This window comes from Bacteroidota bacterium, from assembly GCA_018266835.1.
In the GTDB taxonomy this organism is placed as follows: Bacteria; Bacteroidota; Ignavibacteria; order Tepidaquicellales; family Tepidaquicellaceae; genus JAFDZO01.
The window spans coordinates 1,000,490-1,016,265 of sequence record JAFDZP010000002.1; the positions used below are offsets into that span (position 1 = coordinate 1,000,490).

At 36.6% G+C, this 15,776-nt stretch carries 11 protein-coding genes; 1 reads left to right on the forward strand and 10 read right to left on the reverse strand.

The features are described from left to right. Positions 1 to 231: 231 nt before the first annotated feature. The 4 genes from JST55_06165 to JST55_06180 form a co-directional block, all read right to left on the reverse strand. Complete coding sequence (locus JST55_06165) at positions 232 to 2,289, reverse strand: T9SS type A sorting domain-containing protein (GenBank protein MBS1493072.1); 2,058 nt, start codon at positions 2,287 to 2,289, stop codon at positions 232 to 234. Between the two features lie 10 nt (positions 2,290 to 2,299). Continuing rightward, a complete protein-coding gene (locus tag JST55_06170) occupies positions 2,300 to 3,919 on the reverse strand; it encodes a T9SS type A sorting domain-containing protein (protein MBS1493073.1) in 1,620 nt (539 codons plus the stop codon). Between the two features lie 196 nt (positions 3,920 to 4,115). Further along, positions 4,116 to 5,192 carry a pentapeptide repeat-containing protein gene (locus JST55_06175; GenBank protein ID MBS1493074.1) on the reverse strand — a complete coding sequence of 359 codons (1,077 nt, stop codon included), beginning with the start codon at positions 5,190 to 5,192 and terminating at the stop codon, positions 4,116 to 4,118. Positions 5,193 to 5,736: 544 nt separating this feature from the next. Beyond that, positions 5,737 to 6,957 carry a pentapeptide repeat-containing protein gene (locus JST55_06180; GenBank protein ID MBS1493075.1) on the reverse strand — a complete coding sequence of 407 codons (1,221 nt, stop codon included), beginning with the start codon at positions 6,955 to 6,957 and terminating at the stop codon, positions 5,737 to 5,739. Positions 6,958 to 7,440: 483 nt separating this feature from the next. Here JST55_06180 and JST55_06185 point away from each other — a divergent pair, with 483 nt between their 5' ends. Then, entirely contained in the window at positions 7,441 to 10,350 is a 2,910-nt protein-coding gene (locus JST55_06185; protein ID MBS1493076.1) for a T9SS type A sorting domain-containing protein, read from the forward strand. Between the two features lie 69 nt (positions 10,351 to 10,419). Here the strand turns inward: JST55_06185 and JST55_06190 are convergent, their stop codons facing one another. The 6 genes from JST55_06190 to JST55_06215 form a co-directional block, all read right to left on the reverse strand. Further along, a complete protein-coding gene (locus JST55_06190; GenBank protein ID MBS1493077.1) occupies positions 10,420 to 10,836 on the reverse strand; it encodes a hypothetical protein in 417 nt (138 codons plus the stop codon). Positions 10,837 to 10,938: 102 nt separating this feature from the next. After that, positions 10,939 to 11,802 (reverse strand): hypothetical protein, encoded by an 864-nt coding sequence (locus JST55_06195; GenBank protein MBS1493078.1) that lies wholly within the window; start codon positions 11,800 to 11,802, stop codon positions 10,939 to 10,941. Next, positions 11,803 to 12,006 carry a hypothetical protein gene (locus tag JST55_06200; GenBank protein ID MBS1493079.1) on the reverse strand — a complete coding sequence of 68 codons (204 nt, stop codon included), beginning with the start codon at positions 12,004 to 12,006 and terminating at the stop codon, positions 11,803 to 11,805. 84 nt (positions 12,007 to 12,090) lie between these two features. Beyond that, the gene (locus JST55_06205; GenBank protein ID MBS1493080.1) at positions 12,091 to 13,428 is read right to left on the reverse strand and encodes an MFS transporter; all 1,338 of its coding nucleotides are present in this window, start codon (positions 13,426 to 13,428) and stop codon (positions 12,091 to 12,093) included. A gap of 39 nt (positions 13,429 to 13,467) precedes the next feature. Beyond that, positions 13,468 to 13,902 carry a MarR family transcriptional regulator gene (locus JST55_06210; GenBank protein ID MBS1493081.1) on the reverse strand — a complete coding sequence of 145 codons (435 nt, stop codon included), beginning with the start codon at positions 13,900 to 13,902 and terminating at the stop codon, positions 13,468 to 13,470. Between the two features lie 148 nt (positions 13,903 to 14,050). Next, entirely contained in the window at positions 14,051 to 15,766 is a 1,716-nt protein-coding gene (locus tag JST55_06215) for a T9SS type A sorting domain-containing protein (protein MBS1493082.1), read from the reverse strand. Positions 15,767 to 15,776: the final 10 nt, after the last annotated feature.

Below are 15,776 nucleotides of genomic sequence, written 5' to 3' on the forward strand. Positions count from 1 at the left end.
AACCCGATAAACTATTGATTTTTAAGGGGCAAAACTTACGCCCCCTCGTAAGATTTCGTGTAATTTACTGTTTTTTCAATTTGTTAATTTGGGTTGCTGTGTGAGAGTATTGAAAAAATAGATATTTAAGTGATTTTACCCTATTAGTGGTCTATTTTGCTTATAAACAGAAAGATCGCAAAGGTTATAAGCAAGTCCGCAAAAAAATCTGCTTATTAATTATCTCTCTTTTTATTTCACCAGCATCATTTTTTTTGTCGATACAAAATCATTACTTCTGAGTACATAAAAATAAATTCCGCTTGATAAATTTTTTCCGTCGAAGTAAGCTTCATATTTTCCCGCAGCCTGATATTCATTTACAATCTCTGCTATCTCCTTACCGTTAATATTAAAAATTTTCACGGATACATTTCCTGACTCCGGCAAGTCATAGGAAATTTTTGTGGAAGGATTGAAAGGATTCGGATAATTCTGATGCAGCAAATAGCTCCGTGGAATATCTGAACTGATTAGCGTTACACCAATCAGATTTGCTACAGGTCTTTTTATAAGTCCGGAGTTTCCTATCGATACATAAAGATAATCGGAATTATTCCCCATGGTTTTAACAGGCTTATTTGGACGAGCCGTATATAAAAGAATCCATATATTTCCGTTATCAACAGATGTATAAATATAATTTGATGAGCAGATAACAAGAATATTATTAATATTCAGAATTTTAAAGAAAGCTGAATTATTAATTGTCTGAAAAACCCGTACCCAATTAATATTATTTTTATCAGACCTGTAAATTCCGTCAACGGCTGCGGCAAAAAGATTGTTTCCCATTAATGTAACATCGTAAATTTTATGAGCGGCAAGTCCGTTGTTAATTGTATCGTAGATAAAATTCTCAGGATCAACAGGGTCAGGTTTAAATCTTAGAATGCCGTTTGAATCGGAGCATGCAAGAAATCCGGATTCATAATTATAAGTTGAATGGACGGGGCTTCCGACACTATAAAATTGAACATCAAAAGTATCCTGCGGATTAAATGTATAAAGTCCGGCACCTGAAAAGACAACATTGTTGCCTACAAATGAGAGGTTATATGTTTCAGCCTGAAGACTTATCCACGTTGGCCGCCCCCAGCTGACTCCGTTATTAGTTGAACGCAGGAAAGACTCTCCGTAATCTTTACCCATGTACAGAGTGGATGCATTTTTTCTTCCGATGCAATAAATTTGAGTATTGTAATAAATTGATTGCTGATAATAAAAAATATTCCATTGGTTATCAGAAGGATATGCTCTGTAGACCATAAGATTATTTGTTACGCCGAATATTTCGTTCTGTGAGAAACTTAAATTCTGAAGAGTTAAATTACGAATACCATTATTCCTATAAGTCCAATTAATTGATTGTAATGATGTATGCAATATTCCTTTATCAGTCGTTACATAAAGATTATTATCTTTAGAATAAACTGAAGCAGGTACAAATCCTGCTGAGGGAGTAAGAGATAATATTACTGTTAAGGGTCCTCCGTTGTTTGCCTGATAAACTCTATTTTTTGTACAGACAAATATGTTATTTGAATCGGAACAAATATATGACGGATAGCTTCCCGATAGAGATAAATCATAATATCTTAGTGCCAAGCTGTCTACGTGTATCCGGTAAACACCCAGATTGCATACAGTATAAACGTAATTATCTTTTATGATAATGGAAGTATAACTGTTTGTATTAGAAGGATAAGAAACCTGAATCCAGTTTAATCCGCTATTGGTAGATTTATAAAGATATTGGGAACCCAGCGCAAAAAAATAATTTCCATCAGAAGTTAAATTGTTCGCTAGATTGGAAATAAATGGCATTTCAGTCCATTGATTATTAATCAGCTGAAATATTCCATTCACTGTAATTGCTGTAAGTATATTATTTAAGAGAGTAATTTTTGTAACAAATGGAGGAAGAAATCCTGAGTTTAAGTTAGTCCAGCTGACACCATAATCTGTAGATTTAAATACACCTCCCCCATAGGTTCCGCAATAAATATTATTTAAATCGGTTTCAACTGATTTAATCTGTAAATTTGTGATTCCGTTGTTACATTCTTCCCAGTTTAAACCGTTATCAGAGGAACGGTAAGTTCCTGCACCGTATGTGCCTGCAAACAAATAATTACCATATTTGCAAACTGCATTTACAGGTCCCCCATAGAGCCCCTCTACATTACTAAACTGTGAGTATAGATTGGATGAAATTAAAATTAAAAATATTATTAAAAGCTTTTTCATTTTTAAAATTTTATTTTAAGAGCATCATTTTTTTTGTAACTGAATTTCCTTCTGTAATTAATGAATAAAAATATACTCCGCTTGCAAGTGCCGGCTCATTAAAATCATAGGAATACTCCCCTGCCTGAAGAAAGTTTTTGTAAAGTAATTTTATCAGCCTTCCGTTGATATCATATAAATTCAGAGTAACGTACTGTGATTTCGGCAAATCAAAAAATATTTTAGTAGAAGGATTGAACGGATTAGGATAATTCTGATGAAGACTAAATTCGGCAGGAACTTCAATACCTAACTGATTGACACCTATCGTATAATTATTATTATAAAAATCTTTAAGGTATTGTGAGAATTGCTTCAGCTTTGTGACTGAGTTTCTATTGTTTGCTCCTCTTGACATAAGCTGGGCAAGAATGATTGAATTAGTTTCTCCCTTATGAAAATTATAATCATCCTGACCGAAAGACAAGTAATACGAATATATATATGCTATGGGCAGAGCACTTCCTGTATCCAATCCGCCGCAGTTTGTAATTCTTCCGTTGTAACAAGTCCATCCTTCAACCGTTTCCGGATTTCCGGGAAAACAAACTTTAGTGGGTTTGGGAGGAAAGTAAGTCGGGTCTAAATGGTTTGAACCGTCTCTTTTAACTCCGCGGAACATATTATATGTGGCAGCGGGAGTATTAGGATCATAATCACATACTGTGGGATATTTAAAATAAACATTAAAATTATATTTCAAAGGAAAGTTTGACTGGTCAACCGGAGATTTTAATGTTAATAATCCATAAGCGGGAGGGTTGACACCGTATGAATTTCCCGAACCGGTCCCGTCATTATTATCTGCATTATATCCGTATCCTAATCTTAATGTAGTATCGGTTCCGCAGTAATCATCATGGGGCTCGCCTAAATCTAAATCAGTAAAATATGAGAAGTAACATTTATTCCAGTCAGAATCATTTTTGTTAATAACGTCCCATTTAAAGAACTGAGCATCCTGAGTTTGTGTATAAGGATAAGTCCATGCCGTTAAGTGTATTTCAGCATTCATTGGCAAAGTGCCGCCGGGCAGTCCTTCGCTGTTAGTATGATTTCCCGGAAAGGCATCTGTCATACAAATGAAAACCGTCTGCAAAGCATTTTTCACACCGGGTGTATCTATAAGAGGTTCATAAATTCCGTTATTGTTTACATCAATATATGGCGCGCCGTAAGGAACCATTCTTCCCCAGTTCATCCAGTCATAATTGGTAAATGCATTATCACCTTTGATAATTTTATAATGACGGAATGTAGAATCGGTTCTAGGTTTAGGATGACCCGCAGAATCAATTACATACCCGGGGCAGTATTCGCCGTTATAAGATGCGCAGGCAGTGCGGATATTTCCGTTAACTAAACCTGCAATAGAGAGTCCGCAGGTAAAATTTGCAAACTTGCCGGAGTTTAAGGGCCATTCAAAACCCGGGGTATTATTAACTCTCATATCCTGATCGAACACGCCTGTATTCCAAATCCAGCAACGGGCATTGGGTGACTCCAGAGATACTTGCTTTTTGATTACCTGTGAAAAAATCTGAGAGGAAAATACAGAGGAGATTAAAAGTATAAATAAAAAAGATTTCATATAGTTTAAATGTTTAACACAAACTACATGAAATTTAGTATGCAAAGCAAAGATTATTTTAGGCAAAAACTCAAAAAATAATCTATTGATAATTATAAACTTATAAACATATTAGAAATAAAAACTGAGCTAAGGGTTTTCATAAAATTTTTATAATTATTAATTATTCATCATTAATTATTAATTATTAATTGAATTAAGGCCAGCATTGTGTTCCGCTATTAGTATAAACTCCGGTTTTTATGATTCCCGTTTTAATAGCGTTGCAAAAATTTGCATTAGACAAAGTTGCGTAGCTCAAATTTGCATAACTCAAATTTGCATAACTCAAATTTGCATGATAAAAATACACATTTCTTAAATCTGCATAACTTAAATTTGCATAACTTAAATTTGCATATTGGAAATTAGTCTCAGGTTGTTTATTTGTCAATGTTACGTAAGTCAAATTGGCATAACTCAAATTTGCATGACTGAAAATTGTATTAAATAACGAAACACCTGTTAAATTTGCGCCTCTTATATTTGCATAACCAAACTTTGTAGAAAATAATTCTGCCAAACTCAAATTTGCAGTATCCAAATTAGCATAACTCAAATCTGCATAACTCAAATCTGCATAATGCAAATTAGCTTTTTTCAAATTTGCATAACTCAAATTTGCATAACTCAAATTGCATGATACGCATGAATTGGTTGTGAGCAAAGTATGTACAGCGTTGGTATCAACATCAACCTGTTGATTGCCGCCGCCTCTGTTGAACGTAGCGTTCCTATCCGGCTGAAAGAAAATATTCTGATGCGAATCCGAACCGCCGGTGTACTCAACAAGCGACCTTACTTTTATAATATAGTCTCCTGCAGGCAGAGTAACTGTTTGCGTATTATTTACAGGGTCTACTGAGGTTACAATATTTCCCGTCACTTTATCCTTAATGGTTAATGTAAAGCGGCACGAATCGCCCAGCTTTATCGTATGCTCAACAGTATTTGCTAGTCTTACACGGACTACATCTGTGCCTGATGAATCAGTATCGGGATGAAGCGGGTCAGCGGGTGAATTACGGTCTTCAAGATAAAGCATTACCACCGAGCCCGGCACTGCGTAAAAATTTGTATCGAGAAAATCTCGTTCTGTTAACGCAGGGTAGGTCTGGGGAGCAGTTCCAGTTCCCGTACTTGTAACTGAATTACTGCAGCCTGTAAAGGTAAAGGTATATGCTATTACCGCTATTACAACAAATGAAAATAAAACTGAGCTAAGGGGTTTCATGCTAATAAGGTTTAGTTATAAACTGCCTGAAAATTACAGGCGAATAAATTATAGATAATTTTATTATAAAAAAAAAATTAAAAAATGAGAGGGATTTTCAGGGCTGTGTCCTAATTTGAAATGGAACTCGTTACGAAGCTCCAGCTTCGTAACGTTTGTTTCCCAAACAAGGGTTTGGGAAACAGTAATAGATCAAATCAGGTCACTACTATTTTCAAGGCTGTTTTTCCTTTAATAAAAACGCTGTGCCCTTCTTTGGGGAGTTTCGTGATCATATTCCTTTACACGCAGCTCACCATCCCTCAACATCAGTAAATTATAGATTGGCAGTTTGATTTACAAAAAGAAAATTTTTAAAAATCCCGTTTTTAAAGGAGAATTTTCACTTTATAACATTAATAAACAATAATTTACTGCGAAATGGTCTATGGGATGAATTTTGCTTCGAAGGGGGTATTTTGGCTGAAGAAGAATGGGGCGGGAGTATACAATTAGCAGTCAACAACGACAGAAACTTATTTGTTGACTGCTATTTTAAATGATATCACGGCCAGCATTGTGTTTGGCTATTCGAAACTGCATGAGTAATAATCCATCCCGTTTTAATAGTGCTGCAGAAATTTGCATTTTTAACATTTGCATTACTCAAATCTGCATTACTCAAATTTGCTCCATACAAATTTGCATAACTCAAATTTGCATTACTCAAATTTGCATTACTCAAATTTGCATAACCTAAACCTGCAAAACTCAGATTTGCAGAAGTTAATTTTGCATTACTCAAATTTGCATAACTCAAATTTGCCTGAAAAAATTGTGCATTACTCAAAATTGAATTACTTAAATTTGCGGAATCCAAATTTGAACCAGAAAAATTTGTCCCTCCCAAAAATGAATTACTCAAATTTGCACCCGACAAATTTGTATAACTAAAATATGGACTAAGTGAATTAACTAAAATAGCATGACTTAAATTTGTACCATATAAATTTGCACCCGACAAACCTGCAGTAGTCAAATTTGTGTAACTAAAATTTGCATCAGTCAAATTTGCACCACTTAATGCTGCACCGGTCAAATTTGCATGACTAAAATCTGCACGACTAAAATTTGTATTAAAAAAAATACTTCCATTTAAAGTAGCATAATGATAAACTAAATCACTCAAATCACAGTAAGGACATGAATTGGTATGAAACAGTGTGCCAGTATCGTACGGATCATAATCCACCTGCTTAGTGCCCCCGCCTCTGCTTAGCGCACTATCCCTATCAGGCTGAATGAATACATTCTGGTGCCTTACTGAATCACCTGTAAACTCCATGAGTGACCTGAGCACTATTAAATAATCTCCTGCAGGTATAGTATCTCTTATAAAATTATTCACCGGATTTAACTGGAACACAATAGTCCTTGTAGCTTTATTAATAAGTGTTATTTTAAAGTGAGAGGAATCGCCTATTCTATATGTATGCACTGCAGTTTCGGTAAATCTGTAGGGAATAATATCTATTCCCAATGAATCTGTATCATGATGTGTCGGATCAATTGGTGCAGGAAGATGCTCAAGATGCACTAATACGACAGCCCGCGGGTCTGCAACAAGATTTGTATCGTCGGCAAATTCTGCTTCAGTTCTTGCCTGATGCCTTTCGGGAACCGTTCCCGTGCTTGTAACTGAATTACTGCATCCTGTAAATGTAACGGCATAAGCTATTACAACAATTACCGTAAAAGATATTAAAACTGAGCTAAGGGTTTTCATTTCTAATAGGGTTTAGAGGTTTAAAAATTGTACTCAACACCTTACAAGAATAACTTATGCAGAAAGTATAATAAAATTTTTAACGGCAGAGATAAAACATAACAGATAAATTAGGACTGATAGATTAGAAATGTAAAAAATCGGCAGGAACAAGTTTATCCTACTTGACAAGTGGTCGTATTAGTTAAGTTAGATGTTTAAAAAATGAAAAGATATAGTTAAAGGGTACGGTTTAATTCTCACAAATTTTTTGGCAAGTACGGCTACAAAAAGTGGATAATTTGAATTTTTAAATTAAGGTTTATTTTTCAAGTATTTCTATCCCGTCATAAAACATTTATTATCAACAACTTCATTTATTTTGTTACTATGGTATTCACATGATGTGAGGTATTTTTTAATATTTTATGTAAGCATAAACAAGCCTCCTTTTATATCTTACTCATGTAATTATTTATTAATACCCCGCATAAAATATCCCTAATGAAAAAGTTTTTAAAATCGATTTTTGCTGTATTAATTTTCTTATCTTTTACAATTCCTGTAAGTATTTATGCGCAGGCATATTTCCCTGTCAGAACAGATTTTGGAACGGGCGACGCTCCTTATGCTATTGCAACGGGAGATATAAATGGTGACGGTAAGCAGGATATGGTCTCTGCAAATTTTTCCGGAATATCCATTTCAGTTTTTCTGAATACAACAGCAACAGGCTCACTTACTCCGACATTTGCTGCCCGAACAGATTTTGAGATAGGCGGCAATTCAATGTACTTAACTCTTGCCGATATAAACGGCGACGGAAAGCCTGATATAATAATTGCAAACTCCACGACGAGTAATGTATCTGTGATGATAAATCTTACTGTGACGGGAAGCTCAACTCCGGCATTTACTACTATAGCAGATTTTACAACGGGCGGTAAGCCTGTTTCAGTCTGCGTTAAAGATTTTAACTTAGACGGAAAACCGGATATTGCAGCAGGAGATCAGGACTCTGCCGTATGTATATTTATAAATAACACAATCACTGGAGATACTACTGCATCATTCTCTGCTCACTTTGATTTTAGCGGAGGGCTCGCAGTTTTTTTTGCGGCATCGGCGGATTTTAACGGAGACGGCGTACCGGATATCGTTACCGTAGATGGAAATGATACTGCATCTGTATTTATAAACACAACCACACCGGGAGCATCAACTCCTGCATTTACTCCGCGCACAGCATTTGCCACCCGGGACTTGGCGTACGGTGTATCAACAGGCGATATAAATTTAGACGGCAAGCCGGATTTTGCAGTTGCCAATTACGATACGATGTCAGTCTTTCTGAATACAACAACTCTAGGTTCATTAACTCCGAGTTTTTCTTCACGCTTTGATTTCCCGGTTGAAGACGGAAGTCCTGCCGCTGTTTTAATTACGGATATTAATTGCGACGGAAAACCGGATGTACTTACTGCTAACATTCAGACAAATACTCTTTCAGTTTTTATTAATACAACTACACCGGGAAGTTCAGTTCCTGTTTTTCTTAGCCGTTCAGATTTTACTACTATGTCAGTCCCTCAAAATCTTGCAGTTGCAGATCTTAACGGAGACGGTAAACCCGATATGCTTGCAGCTAATACGGGCTCAGACTCAGTTTCTGTTTTTATAAACAGGACAGGTGTAGGTACTTCACCTGCATCTTTTACTTACACTGATTTTTCAATGCAGGCAGGCAGCTCGCCGAAATCAATTATCTTGCAGGATTTTAACGGTGACGGCAAGCCCGACCTTGCATCAGGAGATTATAATAATAAGTCAGTATCGGTATTTATGAACACAACTTCTCCGGGTTCAACAACACCGGCATATTCTGCTCCGCAGAATTTTTCAACAGGCACAGGAAATCCTCCTGCGCTTGCCTCGGGTGATTTTAACTTAGACGGAAAATATGATTTGGCAGTTATTAACTCAGAGCCGGGCGGCGGATACATTGCAATATTTTTAAACACAACTACACCGGGCGCTTCTTCAGCATCTTTTTCTACGCATACAGATTTTGCAATGGGAAACGGACCGAGAGTAGTTGAAATTGGCGATGTAAACGGAGACGGCAAGCCGGATTTAATTACAACTAACGGACTTGATAATATAGCATCAATATTTTTAAATACTACAACTCCGGGCGCATCTACTCCGAGTTTTTCAGCAAGAACAGACTTTGCAACAGGCAATGAGCCGCAGGAAATTTGCCTTGCGGATTTTAACGGAGACGGAAAAATTGATTTTGCTACATCAAACGGAATATCAAATAACGTATCTGTATTTTTTAATACAACAGCCCCAGGCGCATCGGTTCCGACTTTTTCAGGACCGACGAATTTTGCGGGTATGGGAATCTGCTGGGCAATTACATCTGCGGATTTTAACGGAGACGGTAAACCCGATATTGCAGTTACATCGGTTGATGCAGATTCAATTGCAGTGATGCTTAACTCTACAACACCTGGAGCATCTGCTCCGACATTTTATCCCCGTAAAAGATTTTCAACTGGAACGACTCCGTATAAAGTTGCTTCAGGCGATGTGAACGGAGACGGCAAACCCGACCTGATAACGGCTAACTGGAATTCAAATAATTTATCTGTACTTTTAAATTCAACTACGCCGGGCACAACTATACCGGGCTTTTTGCCAAGGAGTGATTTTTCGGACGGCTTAACGAGCAAGCCTCTGGATGTTTTCATAGATGATTTAAATCTTGACGGCAAGCCTGACTTTGCGGCAGCGAACTCGGCAACGGATAATATTTCAGTGTTTATCAACAGAGCGGATTTTCCTTTGCCTGTAGAGCTGGTTTCGTTTACATCTTCTACTGATGGACCAAATGTAAAACTAAAATGGAGCACGGCAGAAGAGTTGAACAATAAAGGATTTGATATAGAGAGAAATTCATTCGGAGAAGGCTGGAAGAAAATAGGATTTGTACAAGGACATGGAACGGTGAACATCACAACTGAATATTCATTTACTGATAATGGATTGAATAAAGGAACTTACAGTTACAGACTAAAACAAATTGATTACAACGGAAATTATAATTACTACGCGCTTGCAAATGAAGTAGTGATAGGTGTGCCTGCAAAATTTAGTCTTGAGCAGAATTATCCTAACCCTTTCAACCCCTCTACAATTATAAATTATCAGTTACCGGTTAACGGCTTTGTTACCTTAAAAATATTTGATATGAGCGGAAGAGAAGTGATGCAGCTTGTAAACAATGTACAGGATGTGGGATATTACTCAGTGCAGTTTAACGGAATGAATCTATCAAGCGGAATATATTTTTACAGACTTACTTCAGATAACTTTACCGCTGTTAAAAAAATGGTTTTAGTAAAATAATTGTATTGTAACATATCTTCTTTCGGGCTCTCCTCTTAATTTTTTTATTTTATATTAAGAGGAGATTTTTTATTTCTGCTCTCTTAGATTTGTCATTTCCCTGTTTCCGTTCTTATACCAGTACCAGCACTCGATTGACTTAGTCCCTTTAGGAGGAAAAGTCATTATTGCATTCCCTGCCGAATCAGTTGTTACAGGAGCATTAATTTTATTTATTAAATCAATCGGAAGTTCTGCATCATATATTTTGAACTTCAGCATGGTTAGATTTTTTTCTTTGTATTTATCTACGTAAGCAGTTACCAATGCTGAGGCAGTTGTCGTATCTAAAGATTTCATGTAGATAGAAAAATCCTGCGAGTTGTTTTCAAGATTGTATTCTTCCTTCAGAATTTTATTCTCCGGCATAGGCGGAGTTTTCTGCCCGCAGGAAGAGAGAGCAATTCCTAAGAGAATAAGAATTATAGTCGTATAAATTTTTTGCATAATATTTTATTGGCGACCACCCCCAACCCCCTCCTTGATAAGGAGGGGGAAGTATGGCAAGTTTTGTCTTTTATTTAATACTTAATACTCACTACTAAATTCTCAAAACCTTTTGCTCTCCGGCATAAGCGGCACAACATTCTTAAAAATTCCCTCTTCAAATTTTCTTTTATTGGCTTCACGGTTTTTCTTAAGCTGCTCATCCGTCGGAACTTCTATGTTTTTCAACGTTTTTAATGCTGCTTCCAGATGATTATCTTTATTCATTAAAGAAAATAATCTTGCCGCAAGTTCATCCTTTTTCATTTTGCTGCCTGCAATCCATTCATCAGGAAAAGTATGTACAATTTCTGTAATATCACCTTTGCTTAATGTCCTGAATTTTTCCAGAAGCATTTCTGCATTCACATCTTCAGTGTAAAAAATATTTCGTTTGAGAAGTTTTTGTATCTCTGGATTTTTGCAATATGAAATTCCGTCAAAAATTTCTTTTATTAAAAAACATGCGCCGAAATCGACTGCGTAAATATTATTCTTTGAGTTGAATACATTGGGATTATCTTTAGTTCTGTCAATATTCACAAAAAAGGAATCAAACAGAAAAATTAAATCTTTTACTTCCTTTTTAAAATCAGGATGAGGTTTTGAAGTATTATACAGCTGCGCATCAGGAAAATATTTGAAGGCTAGATTTGCACCGTAGCTGCGTTTTACTAACTCAGATATCTCAGGATGCTTGTAATTTATAACAGTTGAGTCATCAATAATTATTATCTCCGGCTTCAGTATTGGAAGACCTATTCTATTTCCGATAGATGTAACAATCCAGTCAGCGATAAGTGAGGTCAGTCCGTCACCGGCTGCTTTTACTTTTACAAAATAAGAATTTCCGTTTTCATCGGCGGCAATTATGGGTACTGATGAACCTTTGCGTATAACGTTTTCTATTCTTGCGGCTTTCAGCATTTATAATTGACCTCTGAAATATGCAATAAGATTTCGCAATAATATACCTATACCCATACCCATTACAAGAAGCGTAACAACGTGAATTGCTCTTATGTTCTCAGTTCCTGAAAGCCGGGAATAATTTATTAACGTTAAAAGAATTACAAATACCGGCAGTATAAACGATACGTAATTTTTTCTTTTTGTTTTAAGTGTGCTCATAGTGTTTTTATTCGGATTGCACTATAATAATATTGGAAAAAAATATTTTACGAGCAAGAGCGATATTAAGCTGAAAGATTCTTATTATACCGCTGCCATTTTTCTTTTCTGTCCTTCTATAATCTGTTCCTCTATTACCAGCTCTTCAGGAGTTGAGTTAATTTCCACTGTTTTATTCTCAAGAACCTTTTCTTCCTCTCTTCTTATTTTATCTTTACGCAGATAAGGCAGAAAGAAAAACAAAATTACAAGAGCTGCAATACCTTCCGCTAAAATTGTATTTGGAGTTCCTATATATTGCGAAACCGAACCTACTATCAGTGCACCTATAGGCTGCATTCCGAAAAATGCCATTACAAAATAACTCAATACACGTCCCCGCATTTCGGGAGCAACTCGTGTTTGTATCAGAGTGTTACTGATAGTTGTCTGCGACATCATTCCGAATCCTGTTATAGCTGCAAAAAGCAACGCTAGAGGAAGATTTGTCATGTGAGAAAAAATTATAAGTCCTGCCCCAAAGATGACGGTATTAGTAATAAGAATTTTCTTCAGGTTACTTCCTGATTTTTGCGAAGCAAGGTAGATTGCTCCGGATATTGCGCCCAGACCGATAAAGCTGTTTAAAAATCCGAATGTTGATGCGCTCCCTGCAAAAATTACTTTAGCATAAACGGGTAACAATGTTGTGAACGGAAGCACAAGCAGACTCATGAACGCAAGCATAAGTATTACTATTGCAATTGAGGGTGTTTGCTTTAAATATTTAAAACCTTCGTTAAGGTCACGTGATATTTTTTTAGGATGTTCCTTTGCAACATACTTTGGAAGTCTCATCATTAATAAAGACACTATCACTGCAACAAAGCTAAATGCGTTTATACCGAAACAGAAACTCTCTCCGAACTTTTCAAGAACGATACCTGCAACTGCGGGACCGAGTAACCTTGCAAGATTTACCATAGATGAATTCAATGCAAGTGCATTAGGCAAGTCCTGCTTTCGTTCTATCATTTCATACACAAGCGATTGTCTTGCAGGCACATCGAATGCATTTATAATTCCAAGTACTACACTTATTACAAGAATTAACCAGACTGATGAAGGGTCAACAATTATTAAAACTGTAAGCAGCACTGCCTGAATGAGCGATGCAATTTGTGTTGTGAGTAAAACTTTGTAGCGGTTGTAGCGGTCTGATACGACTCCGCCCCAGAGTGATAATGCAAACGACGGAAACTGTGTTGCGAAGGCTGTAAGCCCGAGCATAAATGTTGAATGTGTCTGTGAGAATATTACCCAGTAAACTGCCGTGCGCTGCATCCATGTTCCGATGAGTGAAATTGATTGCCCGGCAAAATATAATCTGTAGTTACGGCTCTGGAAAGCGCGGAATGTGTTTAAGTTTTTTAAAAAGTTCATAGCCCCTTAAATCCTTTTTATCCTTTCAATAAATTTCTTTTAATTTTCTACTAATTTTTGTAATACGTCAAGTGATTTAGCCAATATTTCTTTTTCTTCAGTTGTGATTTTTACGTTGATAGAATTAGCCAGCCATTCTTCCCGTTCCTTCTTAATCCTCTCAACAATTTCTTTGCCCGCTGAAGTAAGAGTAACCAGAGTCTTTCTTTTATCCTGCTTTGAATCCGTCTTATTGATATAGCCAAGATTCAAAAGCTTGTTTATAATTTGCGACATTGACTGCGAAGTAACCTTCTCAATTGCGGCAAGTTCAGAAGGCAGAACGATAGTATTCTGATAGATAATAAACAGCGTGGAGCGCTCAGTTAAAGAGAGCCCTTCCTTGTTGGAAGTCTCTCTTCTGAGGACTTTATTAAGGCGGGAAATTACCGTCCTTAACTCCGATGCTATTTTAATATCGTCTAAATTATTCATAAAACGTATTTTTTAATAAAGATAACTTGTAAGTTTACTTTACTAGTTTACATAAATACACCAACACATAAAATACCATAAAAAATCCCCATTCAGCTAAGAATGAGGATAATTATATGATAAATGATACGATTATATGATACTAAAGTTACTTTACTATTGCTAATTTCTTTGTTTGTGTGAAATCATCGGTTTTTAAGGTGTAATAATACACTCCGCTGGAAAGGTTTAGACCATTTAGCTTATAGGTATTGTATCCGGCTTCGGAATACCCGTTAAACAGGTTCATTACGAGCCTTCCGGAAATATCATAAAGCGAGAGCTGAACAATGCCAGCCTGAGAAAGCTCAAATGAAATTGTGGTAGAAGGATTGAAGGGGTTAGGGAAATTTTGATTCAATCTTGATGTTGAAGGAACTCCGATTACCACATCTGTATTCAATTCATAATATCTGTAGTTACCGTTGAAGTCAATCTGCTTCAGTCTGTATTTATAAGCTCCCGAGTTTAGATTTTTATCAGTAAAAGAATATTGTTGAGAGTTGCCTGTAGTTCCGTGTCCCTGAACGAATCCGATTTTCTCCCAGCTGCTTTTATTCTTTCTTTCAATATCGAATCCTGAATTATTCTCTTCTGTATTAGTTGCCCAGCTCAGCTTCACTTCATTTTTATATACGGAAGAAACAAAGCTCAATAAATTTACAGGCAGCACATACTGCTCCTTAATAAAATTACCCGTAGTCATTAAAAGCGTCAGCATCTTTAAGCTTGAGTTATAATAATTATAATGCGGCTCAAAGACAGACACATTTTCTTTATAAATGCTGTCGCAGAAATTTTGCATCGTGATATCTGTAGCAAGTGAAGCAACACTGAACGGACCTATAAATGAATTACTGTGATAGCTTCCCGAAGGAGTTCCTGTAATGCTATACTCGTCCGTAATATTTGCAGCACCCTGGCTTTGCGCAAACATAGAAATTCTTTTACAATATAGATAAGCAAACGGCTCTCCGTTCCAGATGTAATCCATCGCAATTCTCATAGGAGTCCGGCAGGCATCATAGTAATAAGTGAATCTGCAGCTGTAAGGCGGAGGACATGGCGGCATTGGGTCTCCGTTAGGAAGACACCAGTCGGGTACTAATCCTGTAACTGCATCAGCGCGGAAATTTAAAAAGGCATAACATGCATTTCGAACTAAAGTCCAGCCGGGATTTCCTGTTATATATTCAAAAGCTCTGTAGTAGGCAGGAGCGAAGTAAGAGCAATTAACTCTGTAAATCCCGCCAGGCTCATTACCTGATTTTATTAAATGATAAGTTGAATCAATTTCATACTGATAAATTTTATTCACCTGTGTGACGGCTTCAGCCAGATAATTAATTGAACCCGAGCTTCCCCATTGGGCATTTGCAAGAATAAGAGCGTAAGCGGCATCCTGGTCGGCATCAGTTGCTCCGCCCGTTCCGATTGTAAATCCATTTATTACTAAAGGTCCGCCGGTAGAATCAAGAATCCATATCATAAATCCGTCGCCGTCTTTATGCGCATCATAATAATGCCATAAGTCATCGAATAAAGCTTTATCGTTCATGTTCACGGAGATAAGCATTCCGTAAGCAATGCCTTCGGAAACGGTTGCGTTGAGTGTATCCCAGATAACTCTGCGATATCCTCCTGCGCCCTGCGAGGTTACATGTTTATTTTTCCAATTAGTGTATGCCGAATCGACATCAACGTGATTCCGATTGGAAGGCATAATACCATAATTGTAAGTTACATTTTGCGGGAAAGGAAAATTTTGTGAGAAGCATGTTCCAAATAATCCAAATATCGCCAATAAAAGCGTAATAATTTTCATTATAAATTGA

Bases quoted from the DNA above. Each gene is read 5' to 3' on its own strand.
- JST55_06165 (MBS1493072.1), bottom strand. From the start codon at position 2,289: ATGAAAAAGCTTTTAATAATATTTTTAATTTTAATTTCATCCAATCTA.
- JST55_06170 (MBS1493073.1), bottom strand. From the start codon at position 3,919: ATGAAATCTTTTTTATTTATACTTTTAATCTCCTCTGTATTTTCCTCT.
- JST55_06175 (MBS1493074.1), bottom strand. From the start codon at position 5,192: ATGAAACCCCTTAGCTCAGTTTTATTTTCATTTGTTGTAATAGCGGTA.
- JST55_06180 (MBS1493075.1), bottom strand. From the start codon at position 6,957: ATGAAAACCCTTAGCTCAGTTTTAATATCTTTTACGGTAATTGTTGTA.
- JST55_06185 (MBS1493076.1), top strand. From the start codon at position 7,441: ATGAAAAAGTTTTTAAAATCGATTTTTGCTGTATTAATTTTCTTATCT.
- JST55_06190 (MBS1493077.1), bottom strand. From the start codon at position 10,836: ATGCAAAAAATTTATACGACTATAATTCTTATTCTCTTAGGAATTGCT.
- JST55_06195 (MBS1493078.1), bottom strand. From the start codon at position 11,802: ATGCTGAAAGCCGCAAGAATAGAAAACGTTATACGCAAAGGTTCATCA.
- JST55_06200 (MBS1493079.1), bottom strand. From the start codon at position 12,006: ATGAGCACACTTAAAACAAAAAGAAAAAATTACGTATCGTTTATACTG.
- JST55_06205 (MBS1493080.1), bottom strand. From the start codon at position 13,428: ATGAACTTTTTAAAAAACTTAAACACATTCCGCGCTTTCCAGAGCCGT.
- JST55_06210 (MBS1493081.1), bottom strand. From the start codon at position 13,902: ATGAATAATTTAGACGATATTAAAATAGCATCGGAGTTAAGGACGGTA.
- JST55_06215 (MBS1493082.1), bottom strand. From the start codon at position 15,766: ATGAAAATTATTACGCTTTTATTGGCGATATTTGGATTATTTGGAACA.